Genomic DNA, 14746 nt, shown 5'->3' on the forward strand with positions numbered 1-14746 from the left:
TATCCCCTAATTATTAGTGATCTGTATCACACTAAGTTGCGCCGACTGGACAGCTAAACGATTCAGTGCCAGATTCGCCTCACTTAGAGCATCTGGCAGGCTTTCCTGCCGCCACGTTAACAATAAACCTCGGGCTGCTATTCAGCGCGTAAACACAACAAGGGGTGTGCGTATGTCATCCGATATCAAGATCAGAGTGCAAAGCTTTGGTCGTTTCCTCAGCAATATGGTAATGCCTAACATCGGCGCATTTATTGCCTGGGGTATTATCACAGCGTTATTTATTCCCACCGGATGGTTGCCAAATGAGACGCTGGCGAAGCTGGTAGGCCCAATGATCACCTATCTGCTGCCGTTGCTTATCGGTTATACCGGTGGTCGCTTAATCGGCGGTGACCGTGGCGGCGTGGTTGGCGCTATCACCACGATGGGCGTTATCGTCGGCGCGGATATGCCGATGTTCCTCGGCGCGATGATTGCCGGTCCTCTGGGCGGCTGGGCGATTAAACGCTTCGACATCTGGGTAGACGGTAAAATCAAATCCGGCTTTGAAATGCTGGTGAACAACTTCTCCGCAGGCATCATCGGGATGATCCTGGCGATTCTGGCGTTCATGGGGATCGGCCCGGCTGTTGAAGTGCTCTCCAAGGTGCTGGCGGCGGGCGTTAACTTCATGGTTGTCCATGACATGCTGCCGCTGGCTTCTATCTTCGTAGAACCGGCGAAAATTCTCTTCCTGAACAACGCCATCAACCACGGCATCTTCTCGCCGCTGGGCATTCAGCAGTCCCACGAGCTGGGCAAATCAATCTTCTTCCTGATTGAAGCGAACCCGGGTCCGGGCATGGGCGTGCTGCTGGCCTACATGTTCTTCGGTCGTGGCAACGCTAAGCAGTCTGCGGGCGGCGCGGCAATCATCCACTTCCTGGGCGGTATCCACGAAATTTACTTCCCGTACGTGCTGATGAACCCACGTCTGATCCTGGCCGTTATCCTCGGCGGTATGACCGGCGTGTTCACCCTGACCATCCTGAACGGCGGTCTGGTTTCACCAGCTTCCCCAGGCTCCATCCTGGCGGTGCTGGCGATGACGCCAAAAGGCGCTTACTTCGCTAACATCGCGGCAATCGTCGCGGCGATGGCGGTCTCCTTCGTGGTTTCTGCAATCCTGCTGAAAACCAGCAAGGTGAAAGAAGAAGACGATATCGAAGCCGCGGCTCGCCGTATGGCCGAGATGAAAGCGGAATCTAAAGGCGCGGCTGCTCCGCTGGCCGTTGGCGCGGGCCTGTCTAACGACCTGAGCCACGTGCGTAAAATCATCGTAGCCTGTGATGCCGGTATGGGGTCAAGCGCGATGGGCGCAGGCGTTCTGCGTAAGAAAGTGAACGACGCGGGCCTGAAAAACATCTCCGTCACCAACTGCGCTATCAACAGCCTGCCGGACGACGTCGATCTGGTGATTACCCACCGCGACCTGACCGAGCGCGCTATGCGCCAGGTGCCGCAGGCGCAGCATATTTCCCTGACCAACTTCCTCGACAGCAGCCTGTATTCCAACCTGACCGAGCGTCTGGTGGCTTCCCAGAACCTGAGCGAGAAAGAAGTGAAGGTGATGAGCAGCCTGGAAGACAGCTTTGTGCCAAGCGAAGAAGGCTTGTTCCGCCTCGGCGCGGACAATATCTTCCTCGGCCTGAGCGCGGCCCAGCAAAGAAGAGGCGATTCGCTTTGCCGGTGAGCAGCTGGTAAAAGGCGGCTACGTACAGCCTGAATACGTCGATGCGATGTTTGAACGTGAGAAGCTGACCCCGACCTACCTGGGCGAAGGCATCGCCGTTCCGCACGGCACCGTGGAAGCGAAAGACCGCGTGCTGAAAACCGGCATCGTCTTCTGCCAGTACCCGGCGGGCGTGCACTTTGGCGAAGAGCCGGAAGATATGGCTCGCCTGGTTATCGGTATCGCTGCCCGCAATAACGAGCACATCCAGGTTATCACCAGCCTGACCAACGCGCTGGACGATGACTCAGTGATTGAACGCCTGGCGAACACCACCAGCGTTCAGGAAGTGCTCGACCTGCTGGCCGGCAAGAAGTCATAAACGGAAACGTTGCAGGGTGGGTTCATCCACCCTGCAAAACACCAGCCTCTCCCTGACGGGAGAGGGCTTGGGTGAGGGGGCGCAGCATACCGTGTCCTCACCCCAGCCCTCCTGGGTGAAATCATTAAGAAGGTTAACGACATGAAAGCATTGCATTTTGGCGCAGGTAATATCGGACGTGGCTTTATCGGCAAGCTGCTGGCGGACGCAGGTATTCAGCTGACGTTTGCCGACGTGAACCAGGTTGTGCTGGATGCGCTGAACGCGCGCCACAGCTATCAGGTGCACGTGGTTGGCGAAAAAGAGCAGGTTGATACCGTCTCCAACGTGAATGCCGTCAGCAGCATCGGCGACGAGGTTATCAGCCTGATTGCCGAAGTGGATTTGGTGACCACCGCCGTAGGGCCGGTCGTGCTGGAGCGTATCGCGCCGTCCGTGGCAAAAGGCCTGGTGCTGCGCCGCGCAAACGGCAACGACAGGCCGCTCAATATCATCGCCTGTGAAAACATGGTGCGCGGCACCTCGCAGTTAAAGGCCCACGTGATGAAAGCGCTCTCGCAGGACGATCAGGCCTGGGTTGAGCAGCACGTCGGCTTCGTGGACTCGGCCGTCGACCGTATCGTTCCGCCGTCGGCCTCCGCCACCAACGACCCGCTGGAAGTCACCGTTGAAACCTTCAGCGAATGGATCGTCGATAAAACCCAGTTTAAAGGCGAGCTGCCGGAAATCGCCGGCATGGAGCTGACAGACAATCTGATGGCGTTTGTCGAACGTAAACTCTTCACGCTCAATACCGGGCATGCTATAACCGCCTACCTCGGCCAGCTGGCCGGCCACCAGACCATTCGCGATGCGATTCTGGATGAAAAAATCCGCGCCGTGGTGAAAGGGGCAATGGACGAAAGCGGCGCCGTGCTGATCAAACGCTACGGCTTCGATGCCGATAAGCATGCGGCCTACATCCAGAAAATCCTCGGCCGCTTCGAAAACCCGTATCTGAAAGATGATGTGGAACGCGTTGGCCGTCAGCCGCTGCGTAAATTAAGCGCGGGCGACCGCCTGATTAAACCGCTGCTCGGCACCCTCGAATACGGCCTGCCGCACGCAAACCTGGTGGAAGGGATCGCCGCCGCCATGCATTACCGCAGCGAGCAGGATCCGCAGGCGCAGGAACTGGTTGCCCTGCTGGCGGAAAAAGGCCCGCAGGCGACGCTTGCCCAGGTGTCCGGCCTTGATGCCAACAGCGACGTCGTCGCGCAGGCGGTGAAGGCTTATAACGCAAAAGCGTAATGGAGAACGGACGCGGTCATGCCGCGTCCAACACTAAAATTCAGTGATGCAGGCAAAGATGGAAGAAACACAGGCCTTTGAAAACCGGGTGCTTGAGCGTCTGAATGCCGGCAAAACCGTGCGAAGCCTGCTGATTGCCGCCGTCGAGTTACTCACCGAAGCGGTGAACATTCTGGTGCTGCAGGTATTTCGTAAAGACGATTACGCGGTGAAATATGCCGTTGAGCCGCTGCTGGACGGCGATGGTCCTTTGGGCGATCTCTCGGTGCGCATGAAGCTTATCTACGGGCTGGGGGTGCTCAATCGCGCCGAGTACGAAGATTGTGAACTGCTGATGGCGCTGCGCGAAGAGCTAAACCACGACGGCAACGAGTATAATTTTACCGACGATGAAATTCTCGGGCCCTTTGGCGAGCTGCACTGCGTGGCCGCTTTCCCGCCTGCGCCGATGATTGTCGACGGCGGCGACCCGGAGCTGCAGGCCATGCAGCGCCAGCGCTACCAGCAAATCGTTCGTTCAACGATGGTGCTTTCCCTGACCGAGCTGATCTCAAGGATCGGCTTAAAAAAAGCCTTTCAGAAGTAACCTCGCCCGCAGACCCTTTTCGCCCTCTTACGCCGAATGGTGTATCCTTGCCGCAAAGTAATTTATTCACGGTTAAGCAAAAATGAAAGAAATCGAAAAAGCAGAAATTAAACGTCTTAGCGATCGCCTGGACGCCATCCGCCACCAGATGCCCGAGCTGCATCTGATCAACGAAGCGGAAAAATACGCCGAGCTGGAAAAAGAGAAGGCGAAGCTTGAGATTGAAATCGCCCGTCTGCAGGCGGTACGCAACCAGAAGCTCAGCAAAGAAGCGCAAAAGCTGATGGCGCTACCGTTTAAGCGTCCAATCACTAAGAAAGAGCAGGCGGATATGGGCAAGCTGAAGAAAGCCGTGCGTGGCCTGGTGGTGGTACACCCAATGACGGCGCTGGGCCGTGAAATGGATCTTGAAGAAGTCACCGGTTTTTCTAAGACCGAGTTTTAATTTTCTTCCTTTATAGGGCGGATGCGCTTATCCGTCCTTAAATCCTGTGTCTTAAACGGTTACTGACAGCTAAATAGAAAAGGTTATACTGTTTAAAACATAAGCAAAAAGGAGCCGGGCTAATGGGCGCATTACTTTCCCCCATCGTTTCAGAATTTGAAACTGAGGAACAGGCAGCTAGCTACGATCGTTGGTTCAGGGCTAAGGTAAAAGCGGCTCTTGACGATCCTCGTGACGGTATACCTCACGACCAGCTTATGGCGGAAATGGACGCCATTATCGCCGCTGCAGAATCACGGATGAATAAGCAGGGGTAACATGTTACCGATAATATGGAATCAGTCCGCAAGGAGCGATATGACAAGTATTATCTCGTTTATCGCTAACGAAAATCCTTTTGCCGCCCGCCGTATTAAGAAAGTTATAGAAGAAGCTATTTTACCCGTCGCAGAACATCCTTATCTTTTCCGTCCCGGAAGAGTTGCAGGAACAAGAGAAATTGTCGCTCACCCAAACTACCTGATCGTTTACCGAATAAGCGCAACAAATATTACCGTGCTTAGCGTTCTGCATGCGCGCCAGGAATATCCTTCGAAAACAATTATTAACAATAAATGAAAGGTTCAGCCGGCGGGGTTTCCCGCCGGCCCAGGCATTTACTGCAATACCTGCGGATTCACGCAGTTCTCTTTCACTTCGCCCGTCAGCGCGGCAATCAGGTTGTCCACCGCGCAGGCCGCCATGTTGTAACGCGTTTCGTGCGTGGCGGAGCCGATATGCGGCAGGGCGACGACGTTTGGCATCGCCAGCAGCGGAGAGCCGGCCGGCAGCGGTTCCTGTTCGAACACGTCCAGGCCTGCGGCATGAATGGTGCCGTCCTGCAGCGCCTGAATCAGGGCTTTTTCATCAACGACCGGGCCGCGCCCTGCGTTAATCAGAATGGCTGACGGCTTCATTTTGGCCAGCTGTTCGGCGCCGATCATATGGTGCGTTTCTTCGGTCAGCGGCAGGGAAATACAGACGAAGTCGGATTCCGCCAGCAGCGTATCCAGGTCGCAATAGCGCGCGTCAAAGCGCTCCTCCGCTTCTTTGTGATGGCGGCGCGCGTTGTACAGAATCGGCATGCTAAAGCCGAAGTGCGCGCGTTGCGCCAGCGCCAGCCCGATGCGGCCCATGCCCAGAATGCCCAGGGTTTTGTGATGCACGTCGATGCCAAACCAGTCCGGGCCGATGCTGCCCTGCCATTCGCCCGCTTTCACCCGCTCGGCTACCTCCGTCGCGCGGCGGGCGGTGGCCAGCACCAGCGTCATCATGGTGTCGGCGACGGTTTCCGTAAGCACCGTCGGCGTGTGCATCAGCGCGATGCCGCGAGCGGTCAGCGCCTCGACATCAAAGTTATCGTAGCCGACAGAAACGGTCGAAGCGGCGCGCAGCTTTGGCGTGTGCGCTAAAAACGCCTTATCGACTTTCTCGCTGGATCCCAAAATCCCCTGCGCGTTGGCAAAAGCTTCCGCGTTCTGCTTGACGGTTTCCGGGCTTAAGTCGTTGAGCTGGGTGACGTTAAAATGGCTTTCGAGGCGGGCAAGCAGGTCGTCAGGTAACTTTTTGTAGAGGATGACGGACGGCTTCATGGTGTTCTCCCTAATGGAATTAAGCACATACCGGGCGGCGACGCCGCCCGGTCAAAGTCAGGCGTGGCGGGCACCCACCGGCAGCTGCTGGTTGGTTGCCGGTTTCACTATCAAAGTTAGCCACACGGAGGCGAGCAGCGCCACCCCCATAAAAATGTAGGAAGCGGCAGGGCTGCCGGTCACCCCGTTCAGATAGCCTACAAACCAGGAGCCGACAAAGGAGCCCAGCGCGCCCATGCTGTTGATCAGCGCCATCGCGCCGCCGGCCACGTTTCTTGGCAGCATCTCCGGAATGATGGCGAAGAAGGGTCCGTAAGGGGCGTACATAGCGGCGCCGGCAATCACTAACAGCGTATAAGAAACCCAGAAGTGGTTGGCGCCAACCAGCCAGGAGCCGAGGAACGCCAGCGCGCCAATCAGCAGCAGCGGCCAGACGAACAGCTTACGGTTTTGCATTTTGTCCGACGCCCAGGAAACGGCAATCATCGCGATGGTGGCCGCCAGATAAGGAACGGATGACAGCCAGCCCACTTCCACCATGCCCATACCGGCGGCGCCGGCGCCACGAATGATTGACGGCAGCCACAGCACGAAACCGTACACGCCGATGCTCCAGCAGAAATACTGCATGCACAGCAGCACCACGTTGCGGGAGCGGAACGCCTCGCCGTAGTTGCGCACGGCCTTAATGCCCGCCTGCTCTTTCTCAAGCTGCGCCTGCAGGGCGGCTTTTTCGGCGTCGGACAGCCAGCCGACCTGGGCGGGCTTATCTTTTACCAGCACCCACCAGGCAAAGGCCCAGATAACCGCCGGAATGCCCTCAAAGATAAACATTTCGCGCCAGCCGAAGGCCTGAATCAGATAGCCGGAAACCACCGACATCCACAGCACGGTGACCGGGTTGCCGAGGATCAGGAAGGTATTGGCGCGCGAGCGTTCGGATTTGGTAAACCAGTTGCTGATGTAAATCAGCATCGCCGGCATTACCGCCGCTTCAACCACGCCGAGCACGAAGCGGATGGCCGCCAGGGCCGGAATATTGCTGACCATCCCGGTAAGGGATGCGCAGCCGCCCCATAGAATCAGGCAGACGAAGATAAGCTTGCGCACGCTGCGGCGCTCGGCGTACATGGCGCCCGGGATCTGGAAGAAGAAATAGCCGAGGAAGAACAGGGCGCCCAGCAGGGACGAAATGCCCTTGGTGATGCCGAGGTCGTCATTGATGCCGGCGGCGGAGGCAAAACTAAAGTTGGCGCGGTCGAGGTAGGCCAGGCTGTACGTGATAAACACGATAGGCATGATATACCACCAACGTTTTGGCGCGATTGTATTGGTTTTCATAAGGCTGGCCTCTATGTTGAGGAGAAGCGCATCGTGCTGAATGTAGGGTACAGCCGATGCGGTCTTAATTTATTCGCCCAGCGCAGCTCGGGTTGGCAACCCTTCGCTATCGCCGATGACCTGTATCGCCAGCGAGCCGATTTTATTACCCCGGCTTACCGCATGTTGTAAGGACTTCCCTTCCAGCAGGGCGCTTATCACCCCGACCGCAAAGCCGTCTCCGGCGCCTACGGTATCCACCACGTTCTCCACTTTTACGGCCGCCACCGCGCCTTTTTCGCCGCTGGCGGTTTTGAACCAGGCGCCGTCAGCGCCGGTTTTCAGCACTACGGTTTTAACTCCCTGATGAAGATAGAAATCGGCGATCCCCTCCGGGGTGTTTTGCCCGGTAAGGATGATGCCTTCTTTTACGCCCGGCAGTACCCAGTCCGCCTGGAAGGCCAGCTGGTTTAACTGCTTAACCATCTCGGCTTCGCTTTTCCACAGCACGGGGCGCAGATTCGGGTCAAAGGAGATGGTTTTCCCTTTCGCCTTCATCGCCTGCGCGGTGTGGTTCAGCAGCTCAAGCGACGTTGCGGAAAGCGCTGCCGCCACGCCGCTCAAATGCAGGTGGCGCGCGCTGAAAAAGTAATCTTCGTTAAAATCTTCCACCCCGAGGTGGCTGGGCCGCCGAGCCTTTGCGGAAATACTCCACGATGGGATCGGTTCCATCCTCAACTTTCGATTTAAGCTGAAAGCCGGTCGCATAGCGCTCGTCGGTGGTGACGCCGCGGCTGTCGATCTGTTCTTTCTCAAGCTGTTGCAGCACGTAGCGGCCAAATGAATCGTTGCCCACGCGGCTCACCCAGCCCACCTTCAGGCCCAGGCGCGCGAGGCCGGTGGCGACGTTCAGCTCAGCGCCCGCCACGCGTTTTACGAACCGTTCGGCCGCGGCCAAATCACCGGTTTCGCTTGCCACAAACATTGCCATCGCTTCACCGATGGTGATGACGTCCAGCTGGTTAAGCATCGCTTACTCCTCGCGTAGCAGGTTAACGTAATGGCGGGTAACGGCGGTCAGGTCGCGGCCTTCAAGCGGGAACTCTATGCCGCGCGGCGCGTCGCCTGGCAGATTGTTGAGCAGTTCCAGCCAGCGCGGCTCGGCGTCGTCCAGCGCAATGGCGCGGTAGTGATAATGGTGTGGAATCGCAGCCTTCACGTGGATGTAGCTAACGGAAGGCGCCAGCGCGCGGGCCGCGGCTTCGGGCGAGTCGTCGACCCACAGCCAGTTGGCCATATCAAAGGTTAGCGTCACCGGCAGGTTCAGCACGCTGCAGGCGGCCTGGAAACGCTGCATGGGCGCGAGCTTGCCGCAGGCGGTCTGATCGTTTTCCACCACCAGCGCGACGTCGTTTTGCGCCAGCCACTGCTGTAATAACGGGAACTGCTGGCTGCTGCGAAAATTGCCGAGCGAAAGCTTCAGCCAGTCCGCATTCAGCTGGTGGGCTTCGAGCAGCAGCGAAGGGATCAGGGGATTGAGCTTGCCGTCTTCGCAGAACAGCGGCTCCGGCGCGGAATAGCAGGCCTGCAGCTTATGGTCCGCAATCTGCCTCGCCAGCGCCGGCAGGGAATCGAGCTGGGTATTGCTGAGCAGCTCGCGGCGGATCTCTACGCCGTCAGCGCCTGCGTTGGCGATAATGGGCAACAGCGCCTGCTGGCCGCCGAGCGAGACGATGCGGTCATGGCCGTAGGCTGCGGTGACGACAATAATTTTTCGCGACATGAAAAGCTCCATCACGGTAAAAGCGAACTAACTTCACTATTACGCTAGGTGGAACCGGTTCCAAAGAGAAGCCGGGCATGCTGAATTTATGATCGCTATCACGAAGATAATTTTTAGCGGGCGGTGGATCCGCGCACTATCAATTCGCCGGAAAAGACCTGTTCAAGCACGCCCTCAGCGCCGCCTTCAATACGCTTTACCACCTGTTCGAGCGCGGCATAGCCTATCTGCCAGGTCGGCTGTTTCAGGGTGGTGATGCCCACGCCCGCAAGCTCCGCCCATTCGAGCTCGTCGAAGCCCAGCAGGCCGATATCGCTACCCCAGTGCAGGCCGATACGGCGCATGGATCGCGCGACCTGCAGGGTGAGGGCGCCGTTGGCGGAAATCACCGCTTTGCGCATCCCGCGGTGGCGCGTGTGGAACTGGCGCAGGGCGTTGTCCAGCGAGTCCGCTTCGTGCAGAGGGATTTCGGCGTTTTCCGCCACGATGCCGGGATAGCGTTCGGTCGTATTACGAAAGGCGCGCAGGCGTTCGCGACGGGTGTTAACCATGCCCAGCGGCTCGCTCAGGAACAAAAGCGCCTCAAAACCCTGCTCGATAAGGTGGGCGGTTGCGGTAGTGGCGGCCTGAATATTATCCAGCCCCACGACGTCGCAGGCGAAATCGGGGATTTTACGGTCGATAAGCACCATCGGCAGCGCCGACTGCTGCAGGCGGTTTAACCCTTCCTCGCGCATGCCCACGGCGTTGACCACGATGCCTTCCACCTGATAGCTGTGCAGCAAATCGAGGTAGTGCAGCTCCTGGTTCACTTCGTTGTTGGTATTACAGACCAGCGGCGTAAAACCCTTTTCCCGACACGCGGCTTCGATACCGCTTAGCACGTCGACGGAGTAGGGGTTGGTGATGTCGGCGATGATCAGGCCAATCAGGCGGGTGCGCCCGCGTTTCAGGCCGCGGGCCATCTGGCTTGGGCGGTAATCCAGATCGGCGATGGCCGTTTCAATACGTCGGCGCAGGTCGTCGGACAGCAAATTCTGCTCGCCGTTAAGATAGCGGGAAACGCTGGTTTTACCGGTTTTCGCCGCTTTCGCGACGTCGCTTATCGTCGGGCGTGCAACCTTGCCGTTCATGTCCGTCTCCTGGAGGGGGTAGCTTTGCGGAGAGTAACATAAATTTTGTCAGCCGTTGGCGAATGGCGCTAACGCTTATCCACCCTGGCATCGGGATGCGCAGGACGGATAAGTGCAGCGTCATCCGCCACAGGGCTTAGGACAGAGGGCTTAACGTAATTTCTACGCGGCGGTTCTGCGCTTTGCCTTCGGCGGTGCTGTTGCTGGCGATTGGGTTCGCCGGCCCTGCGCCGGTGGTACGAATACGGCTGGCATCCACGCCCTGGGAGATCAGCGCGCTGCCTACGCCGTCCGCACGCTGCTGAGAAAGCTTCATGTTCAGATCGTTGCTGCCGGTGCTGTCGGTGTAGCCCACCACGTTAACCGCGGTTTTCGGATACTCTTTTAGCACCATCGCCACTCCGGTTAATGTATTGGCGCCCGCTGGTTTCAGGGTGGCGCTGCTGCTGTCGAAGGTGACGTTGTTCGGCATATTAAGCACGATGTTATCGCCATTTCGCGTCACGCTTACGCCCGTTCCCTGCATTTTGTCGCGCAGCTTCGCTTCCTGCACGTCCATGTAATACCCTACGCCGCCGCCCAGGGCTGCGCCGGCCGCCGCGCCAATCAGCGCGCCTTTGCCGCGATCTTTTTTCGATGAGGAAAGTACGCCTACGCCCGCGCCCACCAGCGAGCCAACGCCTGCGCCGATTCCGGATTTACCTGCTTCTCTTTCGCCTGTGTAGGGGTTGGTCGTACAGCCAGAAACTGCTAACGTGCCGCAAACCAGGGCGGCAATCATAACGCGATTTTTCATCTCATTTCCTTTGTGAATTATTAATCTGTGCCGCACGGAACTGCGGTGATTGATTATGCCGGGTGAATATGATGAAAATTCCACAGAGTCGTCTGAATTTGTAAACAATATTGAGTGGCCACAGGCCGCCATCTGCAAACACCGGAGTCCTGATTGGCTAACACATCCCCGACAACGAAAAAAGTCTTAACCGCCGCCCACTGGGGTCCGATGGTGGTTGAGACTGACGGCGAGCGCGTGCTCGCCTCCCGCGGCGCGCTGCATACCGGGCACGAAAACTCACTCCAGCAGGCCGTTCCGGATCAGGTTCACAGCAAAGCGCGTGTGGAATATCCGATGGCGCGCAGGGGCTTTCTGGCGTCGCCCGATGCGCCGCAGGGCGTGCGCGGCAAGGATGAGTTTGTGCGCATCAGCTGGGATGAAGCCCTGAAGCTGATTCACCAGCAGCATCAGCGTATCCGTAATACCTACGGCGCCGCGTCAATTTTTGCCGGCTCCTACGGCTGGCGTTCTAACGGCGTGCTGCACAAGGCCGCCACGCTGCTGCAGCGCTATATGAGCCTCGCCGGCGGCTACACCGGCCATCTGGGAGACTATTCTACCGGCGCTGCGCAGGTGATCATGCCGTACGTCGTGGGCTCAAACGAAGTTTATCAGCAGCAAACCAGCTGGCCTCTGGTGCTGGAACACAGCGACGTGGTGGTGCTGTGGAGCGCGAACCCGCTGAACACCCTCAAGATTGCATGGAACGCCAGCGACGAGCAGGGCGTGAAGTATTTCGAACGGCTGAAAAACAGCGGTAAAACGGTGATCGCCATCGATCCGATGCGATCGGAAACGGTGGATTTCTTCGGCGATCGCGCCCAGTGGATCGCCCCTGACATGGGCACCGACGTAGCCCTGATGCTGGGGATCGCCCATACGCTGGTCAGACACGGCTGGGACGACACGGAATTCCTGGCCCGCTGTACTTACGGCTACGAGAAGTTTATCGCCTATCTGAAAGGCGAGAGCGACGGCCCAGCCGAAAAACGCCGAATGGGCGGCGAATATTTGCGGCGTGCCGGTGCAAACCATCGAATATCTGGCGCAGCTGTTTAGCAGCAACCGCACCATGCTGATGTCGGGCTGGGGCATGCAGCGCCAGCAGTACGGCGAGCAGAAGCACTGGATGCTGGTGACGCTTGCGGCCATGCTCGGACAGATAGGCACGCCGGGCGGCGGCTTTGGCCTTTCTTACCATTTCGCCAACGGCGGCAATCCTGGCCGACGCGCGGCGGTGCTCGGTTCGCTGCAGGGCACCGTGGCCGGCGGTACGGATGCGGTAGAAAAAATTCCCGTCGCCCGTATCGTCGAAGCGCTGGAAAACCCCGGCGCTGGCTACCAGCACAACGGAATGGAGAAAACCTTCCCGGATATCCGCATGCTGTGGTGGGCGGGCGGCGGCAATTTCACCCATCATCAGGACACCAATCGCCTGATAACGGCGTGGCAAAAGCCGGAGCTGACGATCATTTCCGAGTGCTTCTGGACGGCGGCGGCGAAGCATGCCGATATCGTGCTGCCCATTACCACCTCGTTTGAACGCAATGATATGACCATGACCGGCGATTACAGCAACCAGCACCTGGTGCCGATGAAGCAGGTGGTCGCCCCGCAGGGCGAAGCGCGCAACGATTTTGATATCTTTGCCGATCTGAGCGAGCTTTGGGAGCCGGGCGGCGCGGCGCGTTTTACGGAAGAGAAAAGCGAGCTGCAGTGGCTGGAAACCTTCTACGAAATAGCCCGCAGCCGCGGGGCGGCCCAGCAGGTGACGCTGCCCGACTTCAGCGAGTTCTGGGAAGCTAACCGGCTGATAGAAATGCCGGAAAGCGAGAAAAATAACGGTTTTGTCCGCTTCAGCGATTTCCGCGCGGATCCCCAGGCGCATCCGTTAAAGACCCCGAGCGGAAAAATTGAAATTTACTCAGAGCGCATCGCGGCGTTCGGCTATGAGGACTGTCCGCCGCATCCCACCTGGCTTGCGCCGGATGAATGGCAAGGCAACGCGGAAAAAGATCAGCTGCAGCTGCTTTCGGCGCATCCGGCCCACCGGCTGCACAGCCAGCTCAACTATTCAGCGCTGCGTGATAAATACGCCGTGGCCGGGCGTGAACCCCTGACGCTGCATCCTCAGGATGCCGCCGCGCGCGGCATCAGAGATGGCGATTTAGTGCGCGTCTGGAATAAGCGCGGCCAGGTGCTGGTGGGGGCGCAGGTTACCGAAGGCATTAAGCCCGGCGTGGTGTGTATTCACGAAGGCGCGTGGCCGGATTTAGACGACGACAGGCTGTGCAAAAACGGCGCGGTGAACGTGCTGACGCTGGATATTCCCACTTCGCGTCTGGCGAACGGCTGCGCGGCAAACTCCTCGCTGGTGTGGGCCGAAAAATATGACGGCCCGGCTCCCGCGGTTACGGCGTTCGATCCGCCCGCCAGCTCATAATCCAGGTTGGGTGGCGCGTCTCTTCCTGCCAGGCGCTTTCTTCAATACGAAAGCCCTGTTGATGGTAGAAATGCACCGCCCGCTGGTTTTTCTGATACACCTCAAGGCTCAGTTCCGGATAGCGCGTTTGCACATGGTTTATCAACGCGCGGCCGATGCCTTTGCCGGTAAAGGCCTCGGCCAAAAACAGCGCGCCGATAAAGCGTGCATCCAGGATGCTGATAAAGCCGACGATTTTATCCTGCAGCACATAAACCCAGGTGTGCGACTGCGGGATATACACGTTGCGCACGATGGATTCGCTTTCCCGCCAGTAGCTTTGGGCGATAAAAGGATGGGCGGCTATGGTGCTGGCAAGCCACAGCTCAATAAGCGCATCCATTTCGCCGGCGTGCAGGAGGCGAATCATTTGAGGTTATCGGGATGGCAAAAACAGGTGGTGACGTGGTCGTTGACCAGCCCGCAGGGCCTGCATAAACGAATAGCAGATCGTTGAGCCGACAAACTTAAAGCCGCGTTTTTTAAGCGCCTTAGACAGCGCGTCGGAGGCGGGCGTCGTGGCGGCAACCTCTGCGAGGGTGGCGGCGGCGGTTACCTTTGGTTCGTTATTCACAAACGACCAGACAAATTCCGGAAATTTTTCGCCGCTCGCCTCTATCGCCAGGTAGGCTCTGGCGTTATTAATAATGGCCTCGATTTTGCCGCGATGGCGGATAATGCCCGCATCCTGCATCAGGATGTCGACATCTTCCGGCTGGAACAGGGCGACGGCCTGGGGATCAAAATCTTTAAAGCAGCGGCGATAGTTGTCGCGTTTTTTCAGCACGGTTATCCACGAAAGGCCGGCCTGCTGTCCTTCAAGGCAGATCATCTCAAAAAGTTTCCTCCCGTCGGTGACCGGCACGCCCCACTCCCTGTCGTGATATTCAAGATAGAGCGGGTCCTGGGTAACCCATCCGCAACGCTGCATAGCCTGTTCCCTCTGATGAAATAAATGCCTGTCAACTTGACGTGTCTGATAAAGAGACAATAGTTAATTCAGGGTGATCCGCAAGCCCGTCAAAAACACAAAAAAATATCGCCGGATTTGGCTCTTTTCTGGAGTCTTTTTGATGATAAAAAATGCTATACGCAGTGGTCGTCGTGTCACGCTTATCACGGCGCTGACATCCTGTTGCCTG

The 14746-nt window shown here is 57.9% G+C and carries 11 protein-coding genes and 4 pseudogenes; 7 read left to right on the forward strand and 8 right to left on the reverse strand.

The annotated features are described in order from the left end of the window. The first annotated feature begins 172 nt into the window (after window positions 1-172). The 6 genes and pseudogenes from WLO32_RS00550 (at window position 173) to WLO32_RS00575 (ending at window position 5035) form a co-directional block, all read left to right on the forward strand. Window positions 173-2096: pseudogene (locus WLO32_RS00550) on the forward strand (PTS mannitol transporter subunit IICBA). Between the two features lie 141 nt (window positions 2097-2237). Further along, complete coding sequence (gene mtlD, locus WLO32_RS00555) at window positions 2238-3386, forward strand: mannitol-1-phosphate 5-dehydrogenase (RefSeq protein ID WP_435946821.1); 1149 nt, start codon at window positions 2238-2240, stop codon at window positions 3384-3386. A gap of 46 nt (window positions 3387-3432) precedes the next feature. Next, a complete protein-coding gene (gene mtlR, locus WLO32_RS00560) occupies window positions 3433-3972 on the forward strand; it encodes a mannitol operon repressor MtlR (RefSeq protein WP_121264916.1) in 540 nt (179 codons plus the stop codon). 82 nt (window positions 3973-4054) lie between these two features. After that, complete coding sequence (locus WLO32_RS00565) at window positions 4055-4417, forward strand: YibL family ribosome-associated protein (RefSeq protein WP_121264919.1); 363 nt, start codon at window positions 4055-4057, stop codon at window positions 4415-4417. 122 nt (window positions 4418-4539) lie between these two features. Next, a complete protein-coding gene (relB, locus tag WLO32_RS00570; protein WP_435946822.1) occupies window positions 4540-4734 on the forward strand; it encodes a type II toxin-antitoxin system RelB family antitoxin in 195 nt (64 codons plus the stop codon). A gap of 40 nt (window positions 4735-4774) precedes the next feature. Further along, the gene (locus WLO32_RS00575; protein ID WP_435946823.1) at window positions 4775-5035 is read left to right on the forward strand and encodes a type II toxin-antitoxin system RelE/ParE family toxin; all 261 of its coding nucleotides are present in this window, start codon (window positions 4775-4777) and stop codon (window positions 5033-5035) included. Window positions 5036-5073: 38 nt separating this feature from the next. On the opposite strand, the gene ghrB is transcribed toward WLO32_RS00575, so the two are convergent. The 6 genes and pseudogenes from ghrB to WLO32_RS00605 all read right to left on the reverse strand — a co-directional run bounded on the left by ghrB (window position 5074) and on the right by WLO32_RS00605 (window position 11080). After that, a complete protein-coding gene (gene ghrB, locus WLO32_RS00580; RefSeq protein ID WP_435946824.1) occupies window positions 5074-6048 on the reverse strand; it encodes a glyoxylate/hydroxypyruvate reductase GhrB in 975 nt (324 codons plus the stop codon). Window positions 6049-6105: 57 nt separating this feature from the next. Beyond that, entirely contained in the window at window positions 6106-7389 is a 1284-nt protein-coding gene (locus WLO32_RS00585; protein ID WP_435946825.1) for an MFS transporter, read from the reverse strand. A 69-nt stretch (window positions 7390-7458) separates the two neighbouring features. After that, window positions 7459-8398 (reverse strand): annotated as a pseudogene (locus WLO32_RS00590) (sugar kinase). Window positions 8399-8401: 3 nt separating this feature from the next. Continuing rightward, window positions 8402-9151, reverse strand: coding sequence for a sugar phosphate isomerase/epimerase family protein (locus WLO32_RS00595; protein ID WP_435946826.1), 750 nt, complete (start codon window positions 9149-9151; stop codon window positions 8402-8404). A 113-nt stretch (window positions 9152-9264) separates the two neighbouring features. Then, window positions 9265-10284: a LacI family DNA-binding transcriptional regulator gene (locus WLO32_RS00600; protein WP_435946827.1), complete on the reverse strand. Its 1020-nt coding sequence runs from the start codon at window positions 10282-10284 to the stop codon at window positions 9265-9267. A 136-nt stretch (window positions 10285-10420) separates the two neighbouring features. Then, a complete protein-coding gene (locus WLO32_RS00605; RefSeq protein ID WP_435946828.1) occupies window positions 10421-11080 on the reverse strand; it encodes an OmpA family lipoprotein in 660 nt (219 codons plus the stop codon). Window positions 11081-11290: 210 nt separating this feature from the next. Here WLO32_RS00605 and WLO32_RS00610 point away from each other — a divergent pair. Next, window positions 11291-13565: pseudogene (locus WLO32_RS00610) on the forward strand (molybdopterin guanine dinucleotide-containing S/N-oxide reductase). On the opposite strand, the gene WLO32_RS00615 reads toward WLO32_RS00610, so the two are convergent. Both WLO32_RS00615 and tag read right to left on the reverse strand, forming a co-directional pair. Further along, on the reverse strand, window positions 13534-13974 hold the full coding sequence (locus tag WLO32_RS00615; protein WP_435946829.1) for an N-acetyltransferase: 441 nt from the start codon (window positions 13972-13974) through the stop codon (window positions 13534-13536). The pseudogene WLO32_RS00610 and the gene WLO32_RS00615 overlap by 32 nt on opposite strands. After that, window positions 13971-14535: pseudogene (gene tag / locus WLO32_RS00620) on the reverse strand (DNA-3-methyladenine glycosylase I). Before tag ends, WLO32_RS00615 begins: the two are co-directional and overlap by 4 nt. Between the last annotated feature and the right edge of the window lie 211 nt (window positions 14536-14746).

Source organism: Dryocola mayonis (assembly GCF_051307045.1).
Taxonomy (GTDB): Bacteria; Pseudomonadota; Gammaproteobacteria; order Enterobacterales; family Enterobacteriaceae; genus Dryocola.